21 protein-coding genes are annotated in these 25,649 nt (G+C 55.5%); 11 read left to right on the top strand and 10 right to left on the bottom strand.

Annotated features, from left to right (window positions below; translation table 11 throughout):
• Positions 1–42: 42 nt before the first annotated feature.
• The 7 genes from GKR98_05285 to GKR98_05255 form a co-directional block, all read right to left on the bottom strand.
• Positions 43–525, bottom strand: coding sequence for a chemotaxis protein CheW (locus GKR98_05285; GenBank protein ID QMU57664.1), 483 nt, complete (start codon positions 523–525; stop codon positions 43–45).
• Complete coding sequence (locus GKR98_05280; GenBank protein QMU57663.1) at positions 526–2,853, bottom strand: chemotaxis protein CheA; 2,328 nt, start codon at positions 2,851–2,853, stop codon at positions 526–528. It lies immediately after the preceding gene.
• A gap of 5 nt (positions 2,854–2,858) precedes the next feature.
• Positions 2,859–3,224, bottom strand: coding sequence for a response regulator (locus tag GKR98_05275; GenBank protein ID QMU57662.1), 366 nt, complete (start codon positions 3,222–3,224; stop codon positions 2,859–2,861).
• Positions 3,221–3,535 (bottom strand): STAS domain-containing protein, encoded by a 315-nt coding sequence (locus GKR98_05270; protein ID QMU57661.1) that lies wholly within the window; start codon positions 3,533–3,535, stop codon positions 3,221–3,223. The genes GKR98_05275 and GKR98_05270 overlap by 4 nt, the downstream gene beginning before the upstream one ends.
• An 81-nt stretch (positions 3,536–3,616) precedes the next feature.
• Positions 3,617–4,582, bottom strand: coding sequence for a glucokinase (locus tag GKR98_05265; GenBank protein QMU57660.1), 966 nt, complete (start codon positions 4,580–4,582; stop codon positions 3,617–3,619).
• Between the two features lie 105 nt (positions 4,583–4,687).
• Entirely contained in the window at positions 4,688–5,578 is an 891-nt protein-coding gene (locus GKR98_05260) for an NAD-dependent epimerase/dehydratase family protein (protein QMU59978.1), read from the bottom strand.
• Between the two features lie 215 nt (positions 5,579–5,793).
• A protein-coding gene (locus GKR98_05255) for an IS3 family transposase (protein QMU57659.1) occupies positions 5,794–7,145 on the bottom strand; the annotation gives its coding sequence in 2 pieces (ribosomal slippage) (positions 5,794–6,809 and positions 6,809–7,145; 1,353 coding nt in all).
• A 205-nt stretch (positions 7,146–7,350) separates the two neighbouring features.
• Between GKR98_05255 and guaB the strand changes: the two genes are divergently transcribed.
• From guaB to GKR98_05215, 8 genes are all read left to right on the top strand, one after another.
• Positions 7,351–8,799, top strand: coding sequence for an IMP dehydrogenase (gene guaB / locus GKR98_05250; GenBank protein QMU57658.1), 1,449 nt, complete (start codon positions 7,351–7,353; stop codon positions 8,797–8,799).
• Positions 8,800–8,874: 75 nt separating this feature from the next.
• Complete coding sequence (locus GKR98_05245; GenBank protein ID QMU57657.1) at positions 8,875–10,107, top strand: hypothetical protein; 1,233 nt, start codon at positions 8,875–8,877, stop codon at positions 10,105–10,107.
• A gap of 61 nt (positions 10,108–10,168) precedes the next feature.
• Positions 10,169–11,341 carry an RsmB/NOP family class I SAM-dependent RNA methyltransferase gene (locus GKR98_05240; GenBank protein QMU57656.1) on the top strand — a complete coding sequence of 391 codons (1,173 nt, stop codon included), beginning with the start codon at positions 10,169–10,171 and terminating at the stop codon, positions 11,339–11,341.
• 97 nt (positions 11,342–11,438) lie between these two features.
• Positions 11,439–13,487 (top strand): response regulator, encoded by a 2,049-nt coding sequence (locus GKR98_05235; GenBank protein ID QMU59977.1) that lies wholly within the window; start codon positions 11,439–11,441, stop codon positions 13,485–13,487.
• Positions 13,488–13,641: 154 nt separating this feature from the next.
• Positions 13,642–14,721, top strand: coding sequence for a recombinase RecA (gene recA, locus GKR98_05230; protein ID QMU57655.1), 1,080 nt, complete (start codon positions 13,642–13,644; stop codon positions 14,719–14,721).
• Between the two features lie 269 nt (positions 14,722–14,990).
• Positions 14,991–17,645 (top strand): alanine--tRNA ligase, encoded by a 2,655-nt coding sequence (gene alaS, locus GKR98_05225; protein ID QMU57654.1) that lies wholly within the window; start codon positions 14,991–14,993, stop codon positions 17,643–17,645.
• Complete coding sequence (locus tag GKR98_05220; protein ID QMU57653.1) at positions 17,646–17,933, top strand: DUF1330 domain-containing protein; 288 nt, start codon at positions 17,646–17,648, stop codon at positions 17,931–17,933.
• A gap of 23 nt (positions 17,934–17,956) precedes the next feature.
• On the top strand, positions 17,957–18,409 hold the full coding sequence (locus GKR98_05215) for an MOSC domain-containing protein (GenBank protein QMU57652.1): 453 nt from the start codon (positions 17,957–17,959) through the stop codon (positions 18,407–18,409).
• A gap of 91 nt (positions 18,410–18,500) precedes the next feature.
• Here the strand turns inward: GKR98_05215 and typA are convergent, their stop codons facing one another.
• From typA to GKR98_05200, 3 genes are all read right to left on the bottom strand, one after another.
• Positions 18,501–20,321 carry a translational GTPase TypA gene (gene typA, locus GKR98_05210; GenBank protein QMU57651.1) on the bottom strand — a complete coding sequence of 607 codons (1,821 nt, stop codon included), beginning with the start codon at positions 20,319–20,321 and terminating at the stop codon, positions 18,501–18,503.
• Positions 20,322–20,425: 104 nt separating this feature from the next.
• Positions 20,426–21,604 carry an aminotransferase class I/II-fold pyridoxal phosphate-dependent enzyme gene (locus GKR98_05205; GenBank protein ID QMU57650.1) on the bottom strand — a complete coding sequence of 393 codons (1,179 nt, stop codon included), beginning with the start codon at positions 21,602–21,604 and terminating at the stop codon, positions 20,426–20,428.
• Between the two features lie 59 nt (positions 21,605–21,663).
• Entirely contained in the window at positions 21,664–21,804 is a 141-nt protein-coding gene (locus tag GKR98_05200) for a hypothetical protein (GenBank protein ID QMU57649.1), read from the bottom strand.
• 101 nt (positions 21,805–21,905) lie between these two features.
• Between GKR98_05200 and GKR98_05195 the strand changes: the two genes are divergently transcribed.
• From GKR98_05195 to GKR98_05185, 3 genes are read left to right on the top strand one after another with little or no spacing between them, the layout of a single operon-like run.
• Positions 21,906–23,270, top strand: coding sequence for a cysteine--tRNA ligase (locus tag GKR98_05195; GenBank protein QMU57648.1), 1,365 nt, complete (start codon positions 21,906–21,908; stop codon positions 23,268–23,270).
• Positions 23,267–24,904, top strand: coding sequence for a citramalate synthase (locus GKR98_05190; protein ID QMU57647.1), 1,638 nt, complete (start codon positions 23,267–23,269; stop codon positions 24,902–24,904). Before GKR98_05195 ends, GKR98_05190 begins: the two co-directional genes overlap by 4 nt.
• Positions 24,901–25,644 carry a phytoene synthase gene (locus GKR98_05185; GenBank protein ID QMU57646.1) on the top strand — a complete coding sequence of 248 codons (744 nt, stop codon included), beginning with the start codon at positions 24,901–24,903 and terminating at the stop codon, positions 25,642–25,644. The genes GKR98_05190 and GKR98_05185 overlap by 4 nt, the downstream gene beginning before the upstream one ends.
• Positions 25,645–25,649 lie beyond the last annotated feature (5 nt).

Raw genomic sequence — 25,649 nt, 5'->3', positions numbered from 1 at the left:
CCCACTCCTCAGTGGTTACGATGAGCCAACAAAACTCTCTTATCAAATTAACCTAATTGGACCCATAGGCGCTGACTTCAGACAGCGAACCATACGATCATCCACGAGTGTAAGAGCCTTGAGGAAGGTTTCAGCTGTATTGGCAGCTATATCGGGAGGGGGTTTTAGCTCGTGAAGTGGAATCGACAGAATATCAGAGACAGCGTCCACACGCATGCCCAGTGTCCGGCCACTGACATCAACCACGATGACAACATTGCGTTCATCGGGCTCGCCAGCTTCAAGACCCAGCCTTAGCGCCAAATCGATCACCGGCAAAACAGTGCCACGCAGGTTGATCACACCGCGCACATATGGAGGAGAGTGCGGAAGCGACGTGGTCTTGCTCCAACCGCGAATTTCTCGCACCGACATGATATCAACCGAATATTCATGCTCGCCAACAAAGAAAGATAGCAACTCGATGGCGTTTTCATTCGCGGCGGGTTCGGTAGGCTGGGACGTTGTTTCACTGGCATCTGGCATTTAACTGGCCTCCTTCATTATGGGAGAAATGCGACTTTGGCCCCTGGCGTTGGTAATCAGATCCGCAGAATCAAGAATAAGGGCGATCTGGCCGTTACCAAGAATAGTTGCGGCGGCGATCCCGGGCACGTGACCGTAGCTGTCTTGCAGACCCTTTATGACGACCTGTCGTTGATCATCGATAGCGTCGATCACAAGGGCAGAACGCGTGCCGTCTTCCTGGGAAATGAGGAGCGCAATGGCGCCGTCGTAGGACTCTCGTGGCCGGCGGTAGTTCAGCTCAACCCCGAGATCCAATAATGGGACAAATTCGTTGCGAACGGCCAAAACGCTGGTTTCCGGCCCCAATCTTTTGATATCGTCAGTTTGGATTGTGAGTGTTTCCGCAATCGCGCTGAGCGGAACGACCAGAGTTTCGCCCTCGACACCGATAACCATGCCGTCAAGAACCGCAAGTGTTAGCGGCAGGGAAATTGAAAAGGTCGTGCCCTTGCCCTTGGTGGATGTGATGGCAATTCGTCCGCCAAGAGATGTGATGGCATTTTTGACCACATCCATTCCGACGCCGCGCCCAGAAAGATTTGAGATTTCGGTGGCAGTTGAAAAGCCCGGCAGGAACAGGAGATGATCAATCTCTGTGTCCGAAAGTTGGGCATCCTCGTGAATGAGACCCTTTTCGATAGCTAACTGACGAACTTTGGGGCGGTTAATGCCGCCGCCGTCATCAGAGATTTCGATTGCGACACGACCGGAACGATGGGCTGCGGAAAGTCGTATGCAGCCTTCGTCGGGCTTGCCGGCCGCACGACGTTCTTCTGTGGATTCCAAGCCGTGATCGACGGCGTTGCGGATCATGTGTGTCAGGGGATCCGCAAGACGTTCGATGACTGTTTTGTCAATTTCGGTCGTTTCACCTTCGGGCACCAAGCGGACTTTTTTGTCGACTGCGGCAGAGGCCTCGCGCACGATGCGCGACATGCGCTGAAAGAGTGATTTTACCGGCTGCGCGCGGATCATCATCACACTTTCCTGAATGTCGCGCGTCAGTTGCTGGAACTCATCAAGGCCAGAGGACACGGTGGAATTCGGCGGTAGGCCAGCTTCGGCGACAGATTGAGACAGCATCGCCTGATTGATCACCAACTCACCGACGAGATTCACAAGGCGTTCAATCCGGTTGAGATCGACGCGAACGGTCGCACTTGGTGTTGCTGCCTTCTTGGCCGGTGCGTTGGCAGGTTCATTGAGTGGATTGAAAGCGGCGGGTTTGGGAGGCACCGTTTGATCTGATGGCGCGAAGTCTTTGGGTTTTTCGGATGGCGGAGAGGATTCCACCACGCTGACCTGTGCGGCGGCGGTCGGATCTTCGTTGGAATCAGAGAGATCAGGTGCAGTCATCAGAATGTCGCGGTCTGGTTGCGTGAATTCAGTTTGCGCGTTTGAACCTGCGTTCTCTCGGGAGAGAGAGATCTCGGTTATTTCGAGACGGCACAGCCCATCAACAAACTCGAATATTTCTCGGACGGCGCATTCGTCTGCGTCAGTGACAAGTGTAATGGTCCACAAAAGTCCTGCAGTTGGTTCGGTTTGGTTGAATTCTTTCGATGGCGTGAAAGTTACTTCGGTCGTGCAGGGACCTAGATCGGCGAGGTTTCGGATAAGGTACAGCGGCTCGTTCGCGCTTTCATATAGCTCGGGCTCGGGGGCGAATTTGATGCAAAGCGCGCGCTGATTGTCTTTGCTTTCGGTTGTTGACTGGCTGCCTGATATTTCTTCTGCGCTCGGTTCATCTTTCGTTGAAGTGTCTGGAAGATCGAGCGCGATGTCGGGAAGACCATCGGCAAAGAAATCGTCATCCCCGGTGATTTCCCCTTCCAGATCACCAAGGTCCAACGACATCGGCTGAAAATCGGGTTCGGGCTCGTCTTTATTGCTGTCATCGGCCCCGCTGTATTCCATCAGCTCTTGCATGACAGGTTTGTAGGACTCGGCGTCGATTGCGGCACCGTCGCGCGAGGCGCACACGAGGTCTGAAAGCGTGTCGCCGCAGCGGAAAAACAATGCGATTAGTTTTCCGTCCGGGGTCAGCGTGCCGTCGCGCACCATATCCATGACGGTTTCAAAGTGGTGGGCAAAACCAACAAGATCTTCGAGGGCAAAGGCACCAGCGCCGCCTTTGATGGAATGAACAGCCCGAAATGCGACGTTTATGGTTTCATTGTCGGTGTCACCATCCGACATCTCTTGCAAGACATCAAAGAGGCTTTCCAGCAGCTCTTCAGATTCTATGAAGAATGAATTCCTGATTTCCTGCATGGGGTCTGACATTGGCGTTACCCGGCGACCATGCGGAGGGCGCGCACCAGCTTGTCTTGCGCGAAAGGTTTAACGATCCAGCCCGTCGCGCCTGCGTCGCGCGCACGCGCCTTCAGGTCATTCGAGCTTTCGGTGGTCAGAACAAGTATGGGGGTGTGACGCGAGTCTGCGCGGACCCGGATTGCATCAATGAATGCGAAACCATCCATTCGGGGCATGTTGATATCGGTAAGAATGACATCCGGCGACAACCCGTCCAGAACTTCCAGACCTTGTTGGCCATCTTCGGCCAAATGAATGTCGAAATCTTCGTCCTTTAACGCAAGGCTGATCATGTCCCGCATTGTCTGACTGTCATCCACAGCAAGAATAGAAATCGTCATGGTGTTTCCCCTGTCGCAAGTGCGTCGGGGGTCAGACCAAACCGCGTTAAACATCCAAGCATGTCCTTGCCCGGCGGGGTCATTTCAATTGAATGCCCCCTGGCGGCCCAGTGGTGGCGGGCGTTCAGCAACACTTCCAGGCAGCGCGCGCCAAGCATCTCGGTCTGCGATGTGTCCAAAGTCAGATCCTGGCCTGCGTTTTCGGACAATATGCGGTGCAGATTGCCTGCGGCGGCGGTATCCATCTTGGGTGGAAGGACAATTACGCCCTTGTCGGTCGCATTGGTTTGTTCGGGAATTTCCGTCTGCATATTGATTCTCTTCGTCGCGATAACGAAGGGCTTAACGGGCTGTCCGTTAAGGTGCGGTTACAGAAACATCGTCAGCTAGACTCAATTCTCAAGAAATGTCGCGAGACCTGTCAGCGCCGCATAGTCGTCTTCAACAACGTGCACGGCAAAGTTCTGCATGAAGCCTGCAAAGCGGCCTTTGTCGCGGAAGGCTTCAGTAAAGCCATGGGACTGAAGGTAAGGGGCCACAGCGCGCGACACACCGCCGACCAGATAAACACCGCCAAAAGGCAATTGCACCAGCGAGAGGTTTCCGCAAACAGTGCCGAGGATCCGAATAAAAACCGCGACAGATTGGCGAGCGACTTCGTCGTCACCGGCTTCGCAAGCCTTCATGATATCTGCCGCGCTGCGTTCAGCAGGCGCGCCGTTTTCGGCGCTACACCATGCGAAAACACGCTCTAATCCGCGACCGGACAGGACGTCTTCTACTGCTGGGAAGCCGTGTGCGGTTTCAACAAACCGCATGAGGCTCAGATCTTCATCGGTTCGGATGGGCAGATTTGCATGTCCGGATTCCGAAGGGGGAACGTGCAGTCCTGCGCCAGTTGCGAACACCGGTGCGGAATTGAAACCTGTTCCGACCCCAACGACCAACCGGGTGCTGTATTTGTCTCCGGCGGGGCCGTTGACAATTGAGCGCAGTTTGGATGCTTCAAGACGCCCAAGCGCGTAGCCCTGGGCCTGAAGGTCGTTTAGAACCGCGACTTGTTTCGCACCAGATGCGCGCGACAACGTTGTTTCGTCGATGGACCAATCGAGATTGGTCAGCACACCTTTGCCATCACGAACGGGACCGGCAACGGCGACTGCGGCACCGTCGATCAGTGGGGTGTTGTTCTGGTCAAGATATGCACGGAGAACGGATTCTAGCCCGGGGTATTCGGTGTTTCGAAATCGGGTGATGCTGTCGGTGTTCAATCGATCGCCCTGTGCCAATGCAACACGCGTATTCGTTCCGCCAACATCGGCGACGAGAAGAATACGGTCATTGGCTTTGGTGTTCACGACACATCTTTCATGGGCAGCACTGTGATCTGGTGGGTTTGTTATGCGGGGTTAGCGAAGATTGGCAAGAGTTTTGCTATTTTGCGGGGCGACAGGAGAGAAACTTCACCCATCCAGAACGTCGCGCCAGCTGTGTTGCGGAGCAAACCCAAGTAAGTCTTTTGCTTTCTGGTTTGAGAAGAAAGTTTCCGTTTCACCAAGCTCGCGGGTGACCGACACGTCCTGATAATAATCGCGCAGAAGATCGCCGGTAGATTCCGTCACGGAGTGTTCATCGTTGGAGACGTTGAAGACCTGATAGCCAAGCCCGTCAGTTGCCAGGCATTTATCGACCATTTGCCCGAGATCGCGGGCGTCGATGTATGAGAAAATGCTGGGGCGTCGTTGGTGCGGATTGGCAAAATATCCGGGAAAGTCCTGTTCATATTCATGGGGTTCGATGACGTTATTAATTCTAAGGCCATAGATATCGATGCCGCTGCGGCGTTGGAAGGCTCGGCCAGTTGCCTCGTTGGCGACCTTTGATAAAGCGTAGCTGTCTTCGGGTTCGGTGGAGTGGTTTTCGTCAATCGGAAGGTAATCGGGTTTGCGCTCGCCGTTTGCGAAAGCAATGCCATAGGTCGTTTCTGACGAGGCAAAGACCACCTTGGGGATACCCAGTTTCACGGCGGCATCAATGACGTTGTAGGTGCTGATGGTGTTTATCCGAAAGCATTCGTTGTCCGGAACGATCATGATGCGCGGAACCGCGGCGAAGTGAACAACGGCATCGAATTTGGGGACCCCATTTCCGGCAAACAACTCGTCGAAGTCCGCAAGGCTGGTCATGGCATCATAAACCTGACCGGCGTCTGTTAGATCAACTATGCGGTTGTCGGCACCGGGCACGTCGCACGGTTTTAGATCGACACTCATCACCCGGTGACCTTGATCAAGCAGGTATTTGACAGCGTGACGCCCGGCCTTGCCAGCGCCGCCGGTGAAGAAGATCCGCATTGTGGGTTCCCAGCTTATGTTTGCGCTAACGATATCAATTTCACTGGGAACCGTCGAGGTAAAATCCGGTGCCTGTTTGAACTCGTTGTAGTAGATCGCCATTCTTACGGGCGAACCTTGTGGAGACAATTGCACTTACGCTGTCCGTCGTCAGGGTTTTGGGAACCAAGAGTTGCTTAAACAAGTAAAGAGTTTGGCTCGTCTGGTTGATGTTATTATGCGGCGCGCTGTCTGTGATGCAAGCGCCGCGCTTCGAGCGTCTTTCGTTTGATCCTTTCCCGTTGTCTTAGAATGGCTTTGTCACGCCCGAAGTAGACGTCGGCGGGTGTGACGTTGTTCAGGCTCTCGTGGTAGCGCTTGTGATTGTAGTGATCGACGAAGGCTTCGATCTGGGTTTCGAGGTCTCCCGGAAGGAAGTAGTTCTCCAATAGGATGCGGTTCTTCAGGGTTTGATGCCACCTCTCGATCTTGCCCTGTGTCTGGGGATGATATGGTGCGCCCCGAGAATGCTTCATGCCTTTGTCCTGCAGCCATTCAGCCAGATCGCCAGAGACGTAACTGGACCCGTTGCCGCTGAGGAGGCGGGGTTTGTGGATGACGTGAACCTGATCGCACCCTGATGCTTGTAGCGCCAAATCCAGGGTGTCCGTCACGTCCTCTGCCCGCATGTTCGTGCAGAGTTTCCACGAGATGATGTAGCGGCTGTAGTCGTCCAGGGTTGTGCTGAGATAGAACCAGCCCCAGCCAAGCACTTTGAGATAGGTGAAGTCGGTTTGCCAAAGCTGGTTGATCGCAGTGGTCTTGTCTTTGAACTCGTTTGCCGCCTTGAGCACGATAAAGGCCGGGCTGGTGATCAGATCGTGGGCCTTCAGGGCCCGATAGACTGAAGATTCCGAGACGAAGTAGCGCTCCCGATCCGTGAACGTCACTGCCAGTTCGCGCGGCGACAGCTCCGTCTCCTGCAGCGCCAGCTTGACGACCTTGCGCCGGACTTCGTCGGGGATGCGGTTCCAGACATGTCTGGGCTTAGGCGCTTGATCCACAAGGCCAGCGTCGCCGCGCTGCCGATACCGATCATACCAACGGTAAAATGTGGTGCGGGGGATGCCCAGCTTTGCCAATGTTCGACGAGCAGACAAATGCGACCCCTCAACAAGCCGGATGATCTCCAACTTCTCAGATGCAGCATACCTCATTCTTGGTCGCCCCCACCGCCGGTCATGCTTTTTTTGAGAAGACGCAGTTCCAGTGTTTGCTCGGCAACGACCTCCTTCAGGTCTCGGGCTTCGCGGCGCAGGTCCTTGACTTCGTCGGTCGTAGCCGCACGCGCCGTATCTCCAGCAAGCCGCCGTTTGCCAGCTTCCATGAAGTCCTTGGACCATTTGTAGTAGATACCTTGAGATATTCCCTCACGACGGCACAACTCAGCAATGCTGTCTTCGCCACGCAAGCCATCCAGCACGATCCGGATCTTCTCTTCTGACGAATACTGTTTGCGCGTCGCGCGCTTGATCTCTTTGACGATCTTCTCGCCGGGGCTCCTGCGAGTTCCAGTTGTCTGTCTCATGTCCCACTCCTCAGTGGTTACGATGAGCCAACAAAACTCTCTTATCAAATTAACCTAATTGGACCCATAGGCGCTGACTTCAGACACACTTACGCCTTGGCTGTCAAATCCGCCAAATTGCCGCGTGAGGTCAATTTGGGCTTTCGCATCCGGCGGGACCGTGAAATAGGGAGGCGTCAAACGAACCCTCCCGAGGAGACTTTCCATGGAGATTCGCGAGGCACTGACCTTCGATGATGTTCTACTTGTTCCGGCCGCTTCAAGTGTGCTGCCGTCAACGGCTGATACGCGCACAAAAGTAACGCGCGCGATTACAATGAATATCCCACTATTAAGCTCGGCGATGGATACAGTAACCGAAGGGCGAATGGCGATCGCCATGGCTCAGGCCGGCGGCATGGGTGTTATCCATCGCAATCTGGATGTGGAGCAGCAGGCCCGCGAAGTGCGGCGCGTAAAGCGGTTTGTCAGCGGAATTGTATATAGTCCGATCACACTAACCCCGGATCAGACACTGGCGGACGCCAAAGCGTTGCAGGCGCGGTACAGCGTGACCGGGTTCCCTGTGGTTGATGACGCAGGGCGGGTTTTGGGTATCGTGACCAATCGCGATATGCGCTTTGCCGAGGATGAAAAAACGCCGGTTCGGGTCATGATGACGTCCGACAATCTGGCGGTCCTGACGGAACCGGCAGATCTGGACGAAGCAAAGTCTTTGATGAAGGCGCGTCGGATTGAGAAATTGTTGGTGACAGACGGGCAGGGGAAATTGACCGGTCTGTTGACACTGAAAGACAGTCAGCAAGCGGTGCTAAATCCGCAGGCTTGCAAGGACGAGCTGGGTCGTTTGCGGGTAGCAGCGGCGACAACGGTAGGAGACGCCGGATTTGAACGCTCGGAGGCCTTGGTTGAGGCCGGCGTGGACATCATTGTGATTGATACTGCCCATGGACATTCCGAAGGTGTGGCTCGGGCGGTCGAGCGCGCCAAGTCCTTGTCTAACGAAGTTCAGATTATTGCCGGGAATATTGCAACTTCGGATGGTGCCAAAGCGCTGATTGATGCCGGTGCGGATGCCGTAAAGGTGGGAATCGGTCCGGGATCGATTTGTACAACACGTATGGTTGCAGGTGTTGGGGTGCCACAGATGACGGCGATCATGGATGCGGCATCGGGTGCTGGTGACACGCCGGTTATCGCAGATGGTGGCATCAAGTTTTCGGGCGACTTTGCCAAGGCAATTGCTGCAGGGGCGTCTTGTGCAATGGTCGGTTCGATGATTGCGGGAACGGATGAGTCACCGGAAGAAGTTATTTTATATCAAGGACGTAGCTTCAAAAGTTACCGCGGAATGGGCAGTTTAGGAGCCATGGCGCGCGGCTCGGCTGATCGATATTTTCAGAAGGGCGCCGCAAGCGACAAATTGGTGCCAGAAGGCATTGAAGGACAAGTTCCCTACAAAGGGTCGGCTGCGGCAGTAATACATCAACTTATCGGGGGATTGCGTGCCGCGATGGGGTATACAGGTTGCGAAACAGTTGAAAATATGCGACAAAATTGTCGGTTTGTGCGGATAACTGGCGCAGGGCTTAAAGAGAGCCACGTTCATGATGTCCAGATTACGCGCGAAAGCCCGAATTACCGACTTGGGTAAATCGGGTTGTGGGGTCCTCGGGTTGTTGCCTTCGTTTTGAGGGTTTTGTGTGTTGTATGAGTGTAGCGAGGGGTCATGGCAGATAGAGCTGTCCGTTCCGAAAATGAAAAAGATGAAGTCATTGACCTGTCCAATGACGAGCGCTGGCAAGCACGGCTTGAAGAGGCGCGTACAAGGCGTGCCGAGGCCCTGAAAAAGAAGGGCCAAGAGGATGCGCCGGTGCGCCGTCCACGAAAGCCCTGGGAAGATGAGCTGGACGCCAAGGCGCCGTTGCCTGATCCGATTATTTTCGATGAAGACGATGATGACGACGGTTTTGATTTTTACGACAGACTGGATGCGCTGAAAAAGGCGACAAAGGCGGCTGAGAAGAAAGCCGCACCGGCAGCCAAGCAAACCGCGAAATTGAATGAGCAGGATGCGCCTGAGCGTCCGGACAGCAATTATCATCCTGTCATGCGCAATGCTGGCATGGTTGGGTTGCCACCCAAGAAAGCCACGAAGGCACCGGAAGAAAAGCCGAAGGCAGAGGCCTCTGTACCAGCGACACCCGCCCCGAAGGCGGAACATGCGCCCGTTGACAGTTTCTTTGAGGAGATGTCGGCGAGTGGCCGTGTTCAAAGCGACAGCGCGGACGTCGAGGAACAACCCGTTTCGATATTGCTGAACGTTGAACCGAAACGCGCGCCTGAGGCACCGAGCCGTCCATGGTTGAATGATCGTGACGATGAGGAGGAAGAGAGGGCGGCGAAACGAGTTCACCTTCAGCCTCAGACCGAAGAAGAACCGGCGAAGAAGGGGTTTCGCGGTGGTTGGTTGGTTGTCGGTTTGATGGCTTTGGCTATTGGCCCTGTAATTACACTGGGTCCAAGTTGGATCAGTGGCGCGACTTTTGATGCTGGCCCATATTTTGCGACGGAACCGGCGCTTGGTGTTCCGGCGGCGTTCGTTGAGTTTCCGGTTGAAACGGTTTCTGGCGAATGGACCCCGATGACCAAAAGAGCGCCCGGTGGCCCGCTGGCGAAGACGCCGCAGGTTCCGCCTGCGTTTGCCACAAGTGTTGCGGCGTTGGTCTTTGTACCTGCGTCTGACCTTGCACCCGATATGCCGGCATCCAAAGCGCGACCTTACGACATTGCGCCAGGTGGTCGGACAGAGCCAGTTGCGTTGCCGTACAATATTTCGATGACGGATCGTATTGGGTCGGATCCAACTGCGTTTGTTGCTCTGCCTGCTGTTTTGGCCGGTGTGCATCCAAATTCGATCTATCCATCCCAGCGACCTGAAGAGCTTCCGCTGACGCAGTAAGGCTTGCGCGTCGTTCGGCACTTTGAAATGAGGCGTCAACGAAGCGACAACAGGTTTTGCCATGACACCGGCCGCACGATTACAGGCATCTGCAGATATTCTGGATCGGATTCTGGCGGGCGAGGCGGCGGAAAAAGTCCTGACCACCTGGGCACGCAAGAACCGCTATGCCGGATCGGGCGATCGCGCGGCCATTCGAGGCATCGTATTTGACGCCTATCGCCGCAAACGCTCACTTGGCTGGTTGGGCGGTGAGGAGACTGGGCGTGGATTGATCATTGGCAAATTGCGGGATCAGGGAACCGAGGTTTCTTCGATCTTTGATGGCCAGGGGTATGGACCCGTTGCACTTTCGGAGGACGAAAAAACCGCTGGCGTTGCGTTAAAAGATGCGCCCGCTGCGGTGCGTTTGGATGTGCCGGACTGGCTTGCCGAGACACTCATCGACGACCTTGGAAGTGAAGCTGAAGTTATTCTGGGGGTCATGCGTCATCGGGCTCCGATTTTCTTAAGGGCCAATCTGGCAAAAACGGATCGTGTGGGCCTTTTGGACAGGCTTGCGACGGAAGGCATTGGTGCCGGGTCGCACGCCTTAGCTGAGACGGCTGTCGAAGTTGAGGGTGAGCCGCGAAATCTTACGCGTTTGCCGTCCTTTGAGGACGGTTTGTTCGAGTTACAGGACGCAGCGTCGCAAGCGGTGATCGAACGGTTGAAGGACCATTTGGCTGGTGCGCGAGTGTTGGACTATTGCGCAGGCGGCGGCGGGAAGTCGTTGGCCATGGCCGCATTGGGAGCGAAAGAGGTCGTGGCCCATGATGCCGAACCTGGTCGGATGCACGACTTGCCAGCAAGGGCCGCGCGAGGTGCAGTATCGATAGAAATAGCACACGACCCACGCGGTATGTTTGATGTGGTTTTGTGCGATGCGCCCTGTTCTGGCAGCGGTGCCTGGCGACGACAGGTTGACGCGAAATGGACATTGACCGAAACGCGATTAAAAGAGCTTTGCGTTATTCAGCAGGACATATTGGAAAAGGCAAAGACGCTGGTGCAACCAGGTGGGACGTTAGCCTACGTCACGTGTTCGATGTTGAAAGTAGAAAACCACGTGCAGGTTCAATCTTTTCTTGATGCCAATCCCGGTTGGGATGCCGAGCTGATTGAGCAACTGACTCCGCTACAAGGCGGAGACGGTTTTTTCGCAAGCATTTTGCGCGCGCCAAGCGCTACCTGAACAATGGTGTTAACAGCCGGTTAACAAAGTTAACGCATCCTGACGCGGATCAAACGCTAAAGGGCGCGCAGTGGCGGATATTTCAATAACTTCTGGCATGAACCCCGAGGATCCGGGCTATGTCGTGCGACCGATGCCATTGCTGGTGCTGTCTGGGATTGCCTTGGGTCTTTCGCTGATTGCACCAGCAGAGTCCTGGAATGTCAGCCTGGTCGGCGCGGGTGCAGGGCTTATGACAACGGCCTCGATGTTGTGTCTGGTGCAGCGGGCTGACCGTATTCGCCACGCGATGTTGCGACATCGACTGGGGCCGATTGTGGCCCATGACCCAATGCCGGTTCTGGTCAGCAATGCGCGCGGTCGAATTCACCTGGCCAATGCAGCCGCCGAAAGAGAGTTCGGAATGACTGGCGCACCCAGATTGCCGGGTGTCCTTGGTCAGCGGCTGGCCGCCGGACCCGAGATCGTCGATCGTATGATACGCCGGGCCAAATTGTCCGGTCAGACTTCGGAGACCTTTGCAGATGGTTGCGGAAGCTGGAGTTTATCCGTCCAATTGGTTGGCAGCGCTCTGTTCCTTTGGCGAGTGCGCGACACTGGCGACTTCCCTGTTAGCTCTGAAACAGAAGATGCAGCGTCAGAGCCGGTCGCTGCGCTGAGGGATATTGATATTCTCGAGTTACTGCCTGTCCCAATCCTTAAGATTTCCAAGGAAGGCGCGACGGTCTCCGCCAATGTCTCAGCACGCAAGTTGCTGGAATTGAACAAGGGCGGATTGCCGCCGCTATATGATTTGGTTGAAGGAATGGGGCGTCCCATCAGCGAATGGCTAAGCGATGCGGCAGACGGCATTGGATTGATGAAGCCCGAGATAGTGCGGGCTAAAATACCCGGCAAAGAGCTTTATTTGCAAATTGCGCTTGGTCGGGTCGTGGAGGACGACACACCGCATCTGATTGGGATTCTGAACGACGCCACCGAACTGAAAACACTCGAGGCGCAGTTTGTTCAAAGTCAGAAAATGCAGGCTATCGGTCAATTGGCTGGCGGCGTGGCGCATGATTTTAACAACCTGTTGACGGCTATCAGTGGTCATTGTGACCTTCTTTTGCTTCGCCATGATGAAAGTGACATGGACTATTCTGACCTTATCCAGATCGGGCAAAACGCAAATCGCGCCGCCAGTCTGGTTGGACAACTTCTGGCTTTCAGTCGAAAACAAACTTTGCGGCCGCAGGCGCTGGAGCTGGCGGATACGATGTCTGAGCTGACTCACTTATTGAACCGCCTGATCGGCGAGAAAGTGACATTGGATCTTAAGATCTCGCCCATGGATCGGATCATTCGTGCCGACCGCCGACAATTTGAGCAAGTGATCATGAATTTAGTGGTCAATGCGCGTGACGCGATGCCAGACGGAGGACAGGTTGTGATTAAAGTCGATCACCATGTTCTGAGCGGAGATTTGGTACGAGATCGCGCAACGGTACCTGCCGGTGAATATGTTGTTGTGACTGTTTCCGACCAGGGCTGCGGTATAGGGGCGGACAAGCTGCCGAAAATATTCGAGCCGTTCTTCACGACCAAAAAGACCGGGGAAGGAACGGGACTTGGATTGTCGACGGCCTATGGCATCGTAAAGCAAACAGGCGGCTTTATTTTTGCCAACAGCACACCGGGCCAAGGTACTTCCTTTGAGCTTTATTTTCCGGCCCATTTGAAAGAGACCATTGCCACCGTCCAAAACGTGCAGAAAAAACCGGAGCGCCACATTGCAAGCGGCGAAGGGGTTGTGCTGTTGGTAGAGGACGAAGCGCCGGTGCGTGCCTTCGCGTCGCGCGCTCTGCGCATGCGTGGCTATACGGTTTTAGAGGCCGAGGATGCCGAGAAAGCGCTTGATACCCTTTCCGACAAGGAATTGAGCGTGGATGTTTTCGTGACGGACGTCATTATGCCGGGGCTGGATGGACCGACCTGGGTAAAGCGGGCGCTTCGGGATCGACCCGAAACTCGTGTTGTTTTCATGTCCGGATACGCCGAGGAAAGCCTCGCCGAGAATCAGGCGCGCATTCCAAACTCGGTATTTTTGCCAAAGCCCTTCTCACTGACCCAATTGACGAATGTAGTTGAAAGCCAAATCCACTAGGAAAATAACTGTTCCTTAACCCCCATATTTCACAGTGATTGAATAAAACTATTGAAATGTTCTCTTTTTGATCTCATAACACGAAATAAGAACAAGAGGCGAACATGAGCAACATTGCCGCCAAATGGTGGCTGTGGAATAAGGAACAAGACCAATGGCAATGGCGAACATTCTGGACATGACTGACAAAAAAGCGAGCGACAAGGCAAAGGCCCTTGATTCTGCCCTGGCCCAGATCGAACGACAGTTCGGCAAGGGCTCGATAATGAAGCTGGGTGGCGACAATGCTCTGCCCGAGATTGAAGCAACATCAACCGGCTCGCTGGGCCTGGATATTGCCCTGGGCATCGGTGGTTTGCCGAAAGGGCGGATTGTCGAGATTTATGGCCCCGAGTCTTCGGGCAAGACAACCCTGACCCTGCATTGCGTTGCTGAGGAGCAAAAGAAGGGCGGAGTTTGTGCGTTTGTCGATGCAGAGCATGCGCTTGATCCTCAGTATGCCAAGAAACTGGGCGTCAATCTGGATGAGCTTCTGATTTCGCAACCAGATACCGGCGAACAGGCACTTGAGATCGTTGATACGCTGGTGCGCTCGGGCGCGGTGTCGATGGTAGTCGTCGATTCAGTTGCAGCCCTGACACCCAAAAGCGAGTTGGAAGGCGATATGGGCGACGCCAGCGTGGGCGTCCACGCCCGCCTGATGAGCCAGGCAATGCGTAAACTGACCAGTTCTATTGCCCGATCCAATTGCATGGTGGTCTTCATCAACCAGATCCGGATGAAGATCGGTGTGATGTTCGGCAGCCCCGAAACAACGACGGGCGGCAATGCATTGAAGTTCTATAGTTCGGTGCGTCTGGATATCCGTCGCATTGGGGCGATTAAGGACCGCGACGAAGTTGTCGGGAACGCGACCCGTGTGAAAGTGGTGAAGAACAAAGTTGCTCCGCCGTTCAAACAAGTCGAGTTTGACATCATGTATGGTGAAGGCATTTCCAAAATGGGCGAGTTGCTGGATCTGGGTGTGAAAGCTGGCGTGGTTGAAAAATCGGGTAGCTGGTTCAGCTATGGCGACGAGCGGATCGGCCAGGGTCGCGAGAATGCAAAGACGTTCCTGAAGGAAAATTCCGACATCGCGTGGGATATCGAAGATAAGATCCGTGCAGCACATGGGTTAGAATTTGACTCGCCTAAAGGTGACGTCGCCGATGACGATGATCTGATCGAAGCCTAATGGGATTTACGCCGCCTGTCGGCGGCCCCATTGCCTTCGGCGAAAGTATTTTTTGGACAGAAGAAGGAAGGATGGACCCCGGATGCATTGGTGGTTTTGGTCGAAAGGCTCTTTCTTTCTGGGTGAAATACTCCGGGGAGTGTGAGGGGCAGCGCCCCTCACTTACCGCGGCGCGCTTGGCGCGGCGCAAAACCTGATACTTGATCCTGTCTTTACCCTTTTTGTGGAACCGGTTATCCCGGCATCTGTTCCCACAGATTGTGTAGAAAATGACCAGCCTCAACGATATTCGAACCACATTCCTGGACTACTATCGCTCGAAAGAACACCGCGTCGTCGACAGTTCGCCGCTCGTGCCGCGCAATGATCCGACGTTGATGTTTGTCAACTCGGGCATGGTGCAATTTAAGAACCTGTTCACTGGTGTCGAGCATCGTGATTATACACGTGCCACGACTTCGCAAAGGTGTGTTCGCGCCGGCGGCAAGCACAACGATCTGGACAATGTCGGCTATACTGCCCGGCATCACACTTTCTTTGAAATGCTTGGTAATTTCTCGTTCGGCGACTACTTCAAGGAAGAAGCGATCCCGTTTGCCTGGGATTTGCTGACCCGCGAGTTCGGTATCGATAAGTCAAAGTTGCTGGTCACGGTTTATCACGACGACGAAGAAGCCGCTGATATCTGGAAGAAATATGCTGGCCTCAGTGACGACCGGATTATTCGCATCGCCACGGATGATAACTTTTGGATGATGGGCCCGACCGGGCCTTGCGGGCCGAGCTCGGAGATTTTTTACGATCACGGCGATCATATCTGGGGCGGACCGCCGGGGAGCGCAGAAGAAGACGGGGATCGTTTCATCGAGATCTGGAACCTGGTTTTCATGCAGTTTGAGCAATTCGAGGACGGGTCGCGCCGCGAACTTGCAGCCCAGTCCATTGACACTGGCATGGGGTTGGAGCGCATCGGGGCGTTGCTGCAGGGTAAGCATGATAACTATGATACGGATTTGATGCGGTCGCTCATTGAGAGTGCTGCGCACCTCACATCCAGCGATCCTGATGGTCCCGGCAAAGTGCATCAGCGGGTCATCGCAGATCACTTGAGATCAACCTCTTTCCTGATCGCCGACGGAGTCATGCCGTCCAACGAGGGTCGCGGATACGTCTTGCGCCGTATCATGCGGCGGGCCATGCGTCATGCGCATCTCTTGGGCGCAGATGATCCGGTCATGTATCGGCTGGTGCCCGCGCTGGTGCGCGAAATGGGTCAGGCATATCCCGAATTGGGACGTGCGCAGTCGCTGATTGAGGAAACTCTGAAGCACGAGGAATCGCGATTTCGCGAAACCCTTGATCGGGGTTTGCGGCTTTTGGATGATGAGTTGGGCAAAATTCCGGAAGGTGCGGATTTGCCTGGGGCGTCGGCTTTTAAGCTTTATGACACCTTTGGGTTTCCGCTTGATTTGACCCAAGATGCATTGCGCGAAAAGGGGCTTGGCGTCGACGTGGCCGGATTTGACGCCGCCATGGAGGCTCAGAAGGCCAAGGCGCGTGCTGCCTGGGCGGGATCGGGCGAATCCAAAGATGCTGCGATCTGGTTTGACATAGCCGAGGCACACGGCGCGACCGAATTCCTGGGCTATGACACCGAAGTCGCCGAGGGTCAGGTGGTTGCGATTGTCAAAGACGGCAACTCGGTCAAGGAGGCATCGAAGGGGGATGTCGTCGAGGTTGTCGTTAATCAGACGCCGTTTTATGCCGAATCCGGTGGCCAGGTCGGCGACACCGGTGTTTTGCGCATGGAAAGTGGCAGCGCAACGGTGACCAACACGTTGAAGTCAGCCGGTGTGTTTCTGCATGTTGCCGAGGTCAAGGAAGGGTCGATAACTGTTGATGAGGGCGCGGAACTGATCGTTGATCACGATCGCAGAAGGTCAATCCGGGCCAATCATTCCGGCACCCACTTGTTGCACGAGGCCTTGCGTCAAGCGCTCGGCGATCATGTAGCACAGCGCGGATCCTTAAATGCACCGGATCGATTGCGGTTTGATTTCAGCCACAACACAGCTTTGTCTGTCGATGAGCTGGGACGCGTGAATGACGAGGTGAATGCATTTATCCGTCAGAACGCGCCGGTTGAAACCCGCATAATGACCCCGGATGATGCCCGCGACATGGGTGCACAGGCACTGTTTGGGGAAAAATACGAAGATGAAGTGCGTGTGGTCTCAATGGGAGCGGCAGGCACGGGCAAGGGGTCGGATGGTCAGACGTATTCCATCGAGCTTTGTGGCGGCACCCATGTGGAACGCACCGGCGATATTGGCGTGTTTGTCATCCTTGGCGACAGTGCCTCTTCGGCAGGTGTTCGGCGTATCGAGGCTTTGACGGGCAAGGCGGCCTTTCAGCACCTGAGCGATCAGGATCAGCGGTTAAGCGGGCTTGCCACGCAGCTAAAGGCACAGCCAACTGAGGTTGCAGAGCGTGTTCGTGGGCTTCAGAATGATCGCAAGGCGATGTCTTCGGAGATTGCAGATCTGCGGCGACAGTTGGCGATGTCCGGTGGTGTCCCGGGCGAACCAGAATCCGAAGATATCGGCGGTATTCCCTTCGTTGCGCGGGTTCTCCAGGGCGTCTCGGGCAAGGACCTGCCACCTATGATTGATGAGCATAAAGAGCGCCTGGGATCGGCCGCAATTTTGCTGATCGCAGATACGGGCGCTAAAGTGGCTGTGGCTGCTGGTGTCAGCAGTGATCTGACGGACCGCGTTTCTGCGGTTGATATGGTGCGGGCAGCGGTCGCCGAACTTGGTGGCAAGGGCGGCGGCGGTCGTGCAGATATGGCGCAAGGCGGCGGGGCGGATGCCTCGAACGCCGATGGTGCCATTGCTGCGGCACGCAAAGTTTTGGAGGGATAGATGGGCGCGCTTTGGATTGCACATGTAGATGTGACGGATGAAGAGAAATACGGAACCTATATCAAGGTGGCCTCGGTGGTCATTCCTGAACATGGCGGGGTGTTTATCGCGCGCGGCGGTGAATTCACTCAGTTCGAGGGACGGGAACGCAAGCGCAACGTCGTGGCGCGTTTTCCAGATATGGAGTCTGCGGCTGCGGCCTATAATGACCCCCGCTATCAGGAAGCGGTTAAACTGGCCAAAGTGGCGTCTGAACGCGAGTTGATGATTATCGAAACGTCTGAGTAGTGGCGCTGGAAATCTCGGAACTGATGGCCCGGTATTCGAATCCGGGGCGTGTTGAGAAGATTTTCTTGCGGCCGGCACGGCTGGTTGAACCTTTGCCGGTTGAAGATGCTCACATTGCCGTAGGTGGTTTGGTTGGCGACCACGGGTCAGCAGGCAAACGGGCCGTCACGCTTATTCAAGCAGAGCATTTGCCGGTTATTGCGGCTTTGGCAGGGTGTGCTGATGTGGACCCGGCGCTTTTGAGGCGCAACATTGTTGTGTCAGGGCTGAATTTACTGGCCTGGCGTAAGTCGAGATTGAAAATTGGCGATGCGGTCATCGAGGTGATTGGTCCCTGTCCGCCGTGTTCGCGGATGGAGAATATTTTGGGCCACGGGGGATATACCGCCATGCGCGGGCATGGTGGTATTTGCGGCGAAGTTGTCGAGCCAGGGCAGATCGCCGTTGGAAGCTCTGTTGTTCCGGTGGCGAAATAATATTTTGCCTTCGGCGAGAGTATTTTCGCCAGAAAGAACGACAATTTTACATAAGTTTTAGAGGATTGAGAGCCGCAATTGGCTTGAGCCTCTAGGCTATTGCCCTTGCTGTCCGTTTGCGTTCGTGGGGATCAAGGTGACGTTTTCGCAGGCGAATGGCGTTGGGAGTGACTTCGACCAGTTCGTCGTTATCAATATAGGCGATGGCCTCTTCCAGGCTCATGCGGATCGGAGTTGTTAGCCGCACGGCTTCGTCGGTGCCGGAGGCGCGCACGTTTGTCAGCTTTTTGCCTTTGAGAGGGTTCACTTCCAGGTCGTTTTCGCGGCTGTGTTCGCCGATAACCATGCCCTGATAAATCTGTTCCTGAGCGCCGATGAACATGCGACCTCGATCTTCGAGATTAAAGAGTGCGTAGGCGACCGAAACGCCTGCTTCCATAGAGATCAGAACGCCAGCGCGACGGCCGGGAATGGCACCCTTATGTGGGGTCCAGCCGTGAAAGACGCGGTTCATAACGCCGGTGCCACGGGTGTCGGTCAGAAACTCGCCGTGGTAACCGATAAGGCCCCGGGATGGGGCCAGTGCAATAATGCGTGTCTTGCCGCTGCCTGCTGGTTTCATTTCCAAAAGCTCGCCGCGGCGTGGGCCGGTGATCTTTTCGATGACGGCGCCGGTGTATTCGTCATCAACGTCGATGGTGACTTCTTCGACCGGTTCGCTTTGAACGCCGTCCAACTCGCGCATCAGAACTTGCGGGCGAGAAATGGAAAGTTCGAAGCCTTCGCGGCGCATGTTTTCGATGAGTACGCCCATCTGCAGTTCACCGCGTCCGGCCACCTCGAAGGCGTCGCCGCCGGGTGTGTCGGTAACCCGGATGGCGACGTTGGTTTCGGCTTCGCGCATCAGGCGTTCGCGGATCACCCGAGATTGGACTTTCTTGCCATCGCGGCCCGCGAGTGGGCTGTCGTTGATGCCGAAAGTGACACTGATAGTTGGCGGATCAATGGGTTGTGCTGGCAGGGGGTCTTCTACGGCAAGTGCGCCAATGGTGTCGGCGACGGTTGCTTTGGACATGCCAGCCAACGAAACGATGTCGCCTGCGACGGCTTCGTCAATAGGCTGTTGGGCGAGGCCACGGAAGGCCAGGATTTTCGAGACCCGGAATTGTTCGATTTTCTGGCCGGTGCGCGAAATAGCTTGCACGGAAGCACCAGCTTTCAAGCGGCCGCTTTCGACCCGTCCTGTCAACAGGCGGCCGAGATATGGGTCGGCGCTGAGCGTAGTGGCCAGCATCCGAAAATCGTCACCATCTGCAGATTGTTGGCGGGGGCGCGGAACATGAGCAACGACAAGATCAAAGAGCGCTGCCAAGTCCTGACGCGGCCCATCGAGTTCGGCATCAGCCCATCCGCTGCGACCTGATGCATAGAGGTGGGGAAAATCCAACTGGTCTTCGTTGGCGTCCAGTGCCGCGAAGAGATCAAAAACTTCATCGAGGGCACGATCCGGATCGGCATCGGGCTTATCGACTTTGTTGAGGACCACAATTGGTCGCAGTCCGAGGGCGAGGGCTTTGGACGTTACAAACTTGGTTTGCGGCATGGGGCCTTCGGCGGCGTCCACCAACAGCACGACGCCATCGACCATGGACAAGATGCGCTCGACCTCGCCGCCGAAATCGGCATGGCCAGGGGTGTCGACAATGTTGATGCGCGTGGTTTTCCATTCGACAGATGTGCACTTGGCCAGAATAGTGATCCCGCGTTCCCGTTCGAGATCATTGGAGTCCATGGCGCGTTCTGCCACGTCCTGACCTTTGCGAAACGCGCCGGACTGCTTCAAGAGCTCATCCACGAGTGTGGTTTTCCCATGATCAACGTGCGCGATAATCGCGATGTTTCGGATGTCCATCTGCTCTTTCCTTTGTTCGCGCCTCCTTTAGAGGGGCCAGTTGGGAAAGACCAGCGCGAACCGGCCTGAAATATAGTCAATTCATGGGGTCAGATCTGACAGCCCTAGGCAGCCTCAGAGATTAGCACCTCATAGAGCTCGGCAAGGTCTTCGATAGAGGATGCAAGAACATCCTCCGGCACTGTCAGGGCCACGCGGATATGGCCGGCAGCGGCTTGTCCGAAACTTTCGCCAGGCATGACAGCAATATGACGGTCCGCAAGCAATCGATAGGCAAAGTCTTCGCCCGAAAGACCGGTTCGGCGGATATCAACCATCAGATACATGGTGGCAGATGAGGGCACAGTTGGCAGACCGCGTTTAGCCAATTGGTCCAGCGTCGCGGCGTGGCGGTGGCGGAACGGCTCGGCGATTTTGTGCTCCAGTGGTAATCCTTGGTTTAACGCGAAAAGTGCGGCGTCCTGAACAAAACCGGCAACGCCGTAAGTTGTGTGGGTCGCGAGAGTTGCCAGGTGATCGACGACGTTTTCCGGGCCGGCCAACCATCCGATGCGACTGCCTGTCATGGCATGGCTTTTGGACATTGAACCGACGACGATTGTGCGGTCTTTCATGCCAGGCAGAGCGCGAGGGCTGAAATGCTGTCCCTGCCAGATCATCGTTTCATATACTTCGTCCGAGATCAGCCAGATGTCACGATCACGGGTAAAATTAGCGATATTGCGCATAGTTCCGGACGTATAAACTGCGCCTGTGGGATTGTTGGGCGAGTTGATCAGCAGACTTTTTGCCGCGTCAGGCGCAACATTCAGATCATCTCGGCTTAATTGAAACCCGGTTTCTACGCGGGCCGTTATCGCAACTGCCTTCGCGCCGACGCCGCGAAGTGTTCCGGGATAGGTGGCATAGTATGGATCGATAAATAGAGCGGAGTCTCCTGCGTCACAGGTTGCGGCGTGGGCAGCAAACAGGGCTGATTGCCCGCCCGGCGTAATCAGAATGTTGCCTCGCTCGGTTGCCACCCCGGTTCTTTCTGTGATCCGCCGAGCAACTTCATCGCGAAGGGCGTCTGTGCCGGGCAGAGTCGCATAGCCGGTGTGACCGCCCAGTGCGGATTGATGCATGGCATTCAGGATGGACGGATCAGTGCGGCGGTCATGCTCGCCTATGGTCAACTCCACTATGTCATGATCAGCTGCCTTCATTGCTCGGGCTTTGTAAAAGACGTCCCATCCATCCGAGCCGCCGCCCGTCAGCCCTGTTATGCGATCCGATAGTTTCATGGTGTTGAGAGGGCCAAAATCGCCGGTTCAAGTCAATCGAATGTTCCTGATAGCTGACATCAAGGTTTTTGAGCTGCCACGAAGTTCACTTGTTTTTGGGTAACGCCAATGCCGTCCATTCGATTAAGAGTCTTGGCAAATTGAGCAACTGGTCCTATGAACGGCGTCATGAACCGGAACATTTGCATCATCTGCTGCATTATTATCGCCTGACATCACGTCGCGCGGGCCGGTCCTCTTTTATCCAAACTCTGACCTTGTTAAAGCCCGCGCGGGACACTTATGCCCGAAGGAATAGGCTATGACGGAAATCACGCTCTACAATACGGCAAACCGCCGGAAAGAGCCGTTCGCGCCCATTGATCCATTGAATGTGCGGATGTATGTCTGTGGTCCGACGGTGTACGACCGTGCGCATCTGGGCAACGCGCGACCTGTCGTGGTTTTCGATGTTCTGAATCGTTTGCTGCGGCATGTGTTTGGGGCAGAGCATGTCACCTACGCGCGCAACTTCACGGACATTGATGACAAGATCAACGCGCGGTCTCGCGAAACCGGTCGACCCATTCGCGACATCACAGATGAAACCATCGCATGGTACCTGGATGATATGGCCGCTCTTGGCGCGGACGCGCCGGATGAAATGCCGCGTGCGACCGAATGGACGTTGCAGATGGTCACGATGATCGAAGAGTTGATAGATCGTGGCCAGGCCTATGAAGCGGAAGGGCATGTTCTGTTTCGTGTCCGGTCCTACGACGAATATGGTGCGCTGTCGGGCCGCTCGGTTGACGACATGATCGCCGGAGCACGTGTGGAAGTTGCGCCATACAAAGAAGACCCGATGGACTTTGTGCTATGGAAGCCGTCGGACGATCAAACTCCGGGTTGGGAGAGCCCTTGGGGCAGGGGACGCCCTGGGTGGCATATCGAATGCTCGGCCATGGCTTATGAGTTGCTAGGCGAAACCTTTGACATTCATGGGGGCGGCAATGATTTGCAGTTTCCGCACCACGAAAACGAGATCGCTCAATCAAAGTGCATGGGCCATGGCTTTGCACGCGTCTGGATGCACAACGAGATGCTTCAGGTCGAGGGAAAGAAAATGTCCAAGTCGTTGGGCAATTTTTTTACTGTGCGCGATCTGTTGGATCAGGGCGTCGAAGGTGAAGTGATCCGCTATGTCTTCCTGTCCACGCATTATCGCAAGCCGATGGATTGGACAGCCGAAAAAGCGCGCGAGGCCAAAGCGACCTTGCGCAAGTGGTATCGGCTTGCCGGTGAAGCCACGGCAGCTGCGGAGATGCCCAGCGCTGTGGTGAATGCGCTTGCCGATGATCTGAACACGCATGCTGCGCTGTCTGAACTGCATAAACTTCATGCAAGCGGTGACGGCGCGGGTTTACGCGCTGGTTTGCAATTGGTTGGCCTGATGGATGGTGGCGTGCCTGCCTGGGTGGACGCCGGTCAGGATCGACTGGCCGAATTTGCCGAACTTTTGGTCAAGGCCCGCGAAGCGGCCATGGTCAGCAAAGATTTCTCCAAAGTGGATGCGCTGAAGACTGGATTGATGTCGGCAGGCGTTGAAGTGCGGATGAGTAAAGCGGGCGTCGAGCTATTCCCTGCGGATGGGTTTGACCCAACAAAACTGGAGACCCTGCGATGACACGCGAGCATCTATCCCTTTTCGATACAACGTTGCGCGATGGGCAGCAGACTCAAGGCGTGCAGTTTTCATCGGATGAAAAGACGCAGATTGCGCGCGCACTGGATACGTTAGGTGTGGATTACATCGAAGGCGGGTGGCCGGGGGCCAATCCGACCGACAGTGCGTTTTTCGATCACCGACCTCAGACGAGGGCCACGTTTACAGCCTTTGGAATGACCAAGCGCGCCGGACGCAGTGCTGAAAACGACGATGTTTTAGCGGCTGTGTTGAATGCCAATACCCCAGCGGTTTGTTTGGTGGGCAAAACCCATGACTTTCATGTCGACAAGGCGCTTGGCATCACTTTGGAAGAAAACCGCGAAAACATTCGCGCATCGGTGGCGCATTTGGTGGCTCAGGGACGCGAGGCATTGTTTGATGCCGAGCATTTCTTTGACGGCTACAAAGCCAATCCTGAATATGCGCTCGAGTGTCTGCACGCCGCATACGAGGCTGGTGCCAGATGGGTCGTACTCTGCGACACCAATGGTGGCGCATTGCCAAGCGAGGTTGGCGATATCACAGCCAGGGTGATCGCCTCGGGAATCTCGGGCGACCGCTTGGGCATCCATACCCATGACGATACGGGCAATGCGGTTGCTGGGACATTGGCGGCCGTCGATGCCGGTGCTCGACAGATCCAAGGCACCCTGAATGGACTTGGGGAACGTTGCGGCAACGCTAATCTGACCACGATCATTCCCACGCTTTTGTTGAAGGAACCATACAAGAGCCAGTTTGAAATCGGTGTTGGCATGGACGCGCTGGCCGAGTTGACGCACACCAGTCGCATGTTGGATGACATCCTGAACCGGGTGCCGCTTCGATCCGCGCCCTATGTCGGGGCATCGGCCTTTGCGCATAAGGCCGGGCTGCATGCCAGTGCGATTGTCAAAGACCCGACGACATACGAACACATTGAACCAAAAGCTGTTGGCAACACCCGCATTGTCCCAATGTCAAATCAGGCTGGGCAGTCGAATTTGCTACGTCGGCTGGCTGAAATGGGCATCGATGCGCAAAAAGGCGACCCTGCATTGTCGCGTATCCTGGACACCGTGAAGGCGCGTGAAACGGACGGTTATGCTTACGACAGTGCTCAGGCAAGTTTCGAGTTGCTGGCACGCCGCGAAATAGGATTGGCGCCAGAGTTTTTCGAGGTTGAGCGGTACCGCGTGATCACCGAACGCAGACGCAATGCCCGTGGCGAAATTGTCGTGGAGTCCGAAGCAGTCGTGACCACGTCTACACGCGAAGGCGCACGCACGAGCTTTTTCAAAAACGAACACTCGCAGGACATTCAGGATGACGGGCCGGTCAACGCCTTGTGGCAGGCGCTAAAGTCCGACCTAGGCCCGTATCAGGACATGGTCGAAGATATGCGTCTTACAGACTTTCGCGTGCGCATTACTCAAGGCGGAACGGAAGCGGTGACGCGGGTCATTATCGATTTTGCTGATGATCAGGGTCGTGCATGGGCCACAGTGGGCGTTTCTGCGAACATCGTGGACGCTTCATTTGAGGCACTGCTGGACGCGATCAACTGGAAACTGGCGCACGACAACAGCGCTGTTGTTGGGGCCGCCGAGTGAGCCTGCAGGCTTGCGCTGACATCGTTCGCAAGGGCGACCCCGACAGGTTTCGCGCTGCGATGGCGGTGCCAGTTGCGGCACGGGAGATCTTGTTTCCCATCTATGCATTTAATGTTGAGGTTGCGCGCGCGCCCTGGGTGACAGAAGAGCCGATGATTGCTGAGATGCGCCTGCAATGGTGGCGGGACGCCTTGGAAGAAATTGCCAGCGGCACAACGGTGCGCAAACATGAGGTCACCACGCCGTTGGCGGCAGTGCTTGATGAGACCGCGTGCGAGGTTCTGGATAAAGCTGTGCAAGCCCGCCGTTGGGATATCTACAAGGATGCTTTCGAGGATGCGGGGCATTTTTCTGAGTATCTGGGTGACACCGGTGGCGGTCTGATGTGGGTAACCGCGCGCGCTTTGGGAAGTTCATCTGAAAACGGCGTCCGCGCCGTCGGCAAGACCTCTGCCTTGGCGAATTTCTTTGCCGCAATTCCAAAGCTGGAATCGCGGGGTAGGGTGCCCTTGGTGGATGGGCGTGCGGACGCCATTCGGCAGTTGGCGCGGGATGGATTGTCGGAACTGCGCCTTGCTGAGATTGATAAGCTGGCGCGAGTCGCAGCGCTTTCAGGTTGGCGATCTCGAGCAATTCTCAATCAGGTCATTGCCGATCCCTCGCGCGTTGCGAACGGCGAATTGGATCGGGTTGAAATTAGAAAGCGTGTCAGCTTGCTTTGGCAGTCGTTGAAGCTCTGAACGCT

The sequence above is a fragment of the Boseongicola sp. genome (assembly GCA_014075275.1).
In the GTDB taxonomy this organism is placed as follows: domain Bacteria; phylum Pseudomonadota; class Alphaproteobacteria; order Rhodobacterales; family Rhodobacteraceae.
Note: the sequence above shows the minus strand (reverse complement) of the source record. Positions and strands in the feature narration are given on the sequence as shown.

Coding starts and splice junctions, on each gene's coding strand:
- GKR98_05285 (QMU57664.1), bottom strand. CDS start 525: ATGCCAGATGCCAGTGAAACAACGTCCCAGCCTACCGAACCCGCCGCG.
- GKR98_05280 (QMU57663.1), bottom strand. CDS start 2,853: ATGTCAGACCCCATGCAGGAAATCAGGAATTCATTCTTCATAGAATCT.
- GKR98_05275 (QMU57662.1), bottom strand. CDS start 3,224: ATGACGATTTCTATTCTTGCTGTGGATGACAGTCAGACAATGCGGGAC.
- GKR98_05270 (QMU57661.1), bottom strand. CDS start 3,535: ATGCAGACGGAAATTCCCGAACAAACCAATGCGACCGACAAGGGCGTA.
- GKR98_05260 (QMU59978.1), bottom strand. CDS start 5,578: ATGCGGATCTTCTTCACCGGCGGCGCTGGCAAGGCCGGGCGTCACGCT.
- guaB (QMU57658.1), top strand. CDS start 7,351: ATGGAGATTCGCGAGGCACTGACCTTCGATGATGTTCTACTTGTTCCG.
- GKR98_05245 (QMU57657.1), top strand. CDS start 8,875: ATGGCAGATAGAGCTGTCCGTTCCGAAAATGAAAAAGATGAAGTCATT.
- GKR98_05240 (QMU57656.1), top strand. CDS start 10,169: ATGACACCGGCCGCACGATTACAGGCATCTGCAGATATTCTGGATCGG.
- GKR98_05235 (QMU59977.1), top strand. CDS start 11,439: ATGAACCCCGAGGATCCGGGCTATGTCGTGCGACCGATGCCATTGCTG.
- recA (QMU57655.1), top strand. CDS start 13,642: ATGGCAATGGCGAACATTCTGGACATGACTGACAAAAAAGCGAGCGAC.
- alaS (QMU57654.1), top strand. CDS start 14,991: ATGACCAGCCTCAACGATATTCGAACCACATTCCTGGACTACTATCGC.
- GKR98_05220 (QMU57653.1), top strand. CDS start 17,646: ATGGGCGCGCTTTGGATTGCACATGTAGATGTGACGGATGAAGAGAAA.
- GKR98_05215 (QMU57652.1), top strand. CDS start 17,957: ATGGCCCGGTATTCGAATCCGGGGCGTGTTGAGAAGATTTTCTTGCGG.
- typA (QMU57651.1), bottom strand. CDS start 20,321: ATGGACATCCGAAACATCGCGATTATCGCGCACGTTGATCATGGGAAA.
- GKR98_05205 (QMU57650.1), bottom strand. CDS start 21,604: ATGAAACTATCGGATCGCATAACAGGGCTGACGGGCGGCGGCTCGGAT.
- GKR98_05200 (QMU57649.1), bottom strand. CDS start 21,804: ATGCAGCAGATGATGCAAATGTTCCGGTTCATGACGCCGTTCATAGGA.
- GKR98_05195 (QMU57648.1), top strand. CDS start 21,906: ATGACGGAAATCACGCTCTACAATACGGCAAACCGCCGGAAAGAGCCG.
- GKR98_05190 (QMU57647.1), top strand. CDS start 23,267: ATGACACGCGAGCATCTATCCCTTTTCGATACAACGTTGCGCGATGGG.